General features: G+C 31.1%; 1 protein-coding gene. It reads left to right on the forward strand.

From position 1 onward, the window contains the following. Positions 1 to 135: 135 nt before the first annotated feature. Positions 136 to 876: hypothetical protein (locus tag RCF13_RS12745; protein ID WP_308141226.1), on the forward strand; the 741-nt coding region annotated here is incomplete at its 3' end.

Below are 876 nucleotides of genomic sequence, written 5' to 3' on the forward strand. Positions count from 1 at the left end.
GTTTGTCGTAAAAGAAAAAGCAAATCAACTATCACATCGAGAACTTAGTATTCTAGAAACTCTACAAAAACGAAAAATATTTGTAAATGTGGTTTATGGAAACCAGTATACAAACGTGTTTTTTGAGGTGAGCAAATGATAACATTACAGACAAAAAAACAATGGGATATGACTAGATTTTTCATGCATGCATGCGCATTTCTACTTTTACTAGAATGGCTAAGGCCCCTCATCGGTATTACAAACGTAGGTAGATTAGATATTTTTGTAATATTTATAGGGATTTGCTTCACTCTCTCTTTTTTTCAAACAAAGTGGCAGATTCCAATAAAAGTCTTCACGATTTTATTCACCATTCATTTCTTATACTATAAAAATGCTTTTTTAAATCCATCTTGGTTAACAAAATTTTTTAATGATATTTCTCAAAATTCCTCTCTGTTATTTCAAGGGAATTTGCTAGATATTTCTCCAGTTTTTCCAACACTTTTATTTTTTTTATCATTTTGGTTTTTGAGTGCTTTCATCTCCTTTTGGATGATTCATAAAAAACGTGGGTTGTTATTTCTTATATTGACTATTATTTATATCACCGTTTTTCATAACTTACATGTATACAATGCAAACTACGCTATTATTCGTACTGTTGTCATCGGCTTTTTTATGCTTAGTCTTCTTCGCATAGAACGAATAAAAGAGAGTGAACACTTACAAAATTATGCTAGAGAAATCTCCAAATTACTTAGACCTCTTACATTATTTATTGTATTGTCAGCAACCATCGCATACTTTGCTCCAAAATTTGGCCCTCAATGGCCAAACCCAATGGATTTTTTACAATTCAACACATCCGAAGCAAGTAAAAAACAAGAAGTT

This window comes from Stenotrophomonas maltophilia group sp. RNC7 (assembly GCF_030910085.1).
GTDB lineage: Bacteria > Pseudomonadota > Gammaproteobacteria > Xanthomonadales > Xanthomonadaceae > Stenotrophomonas > Stenotrophomonas sepilia.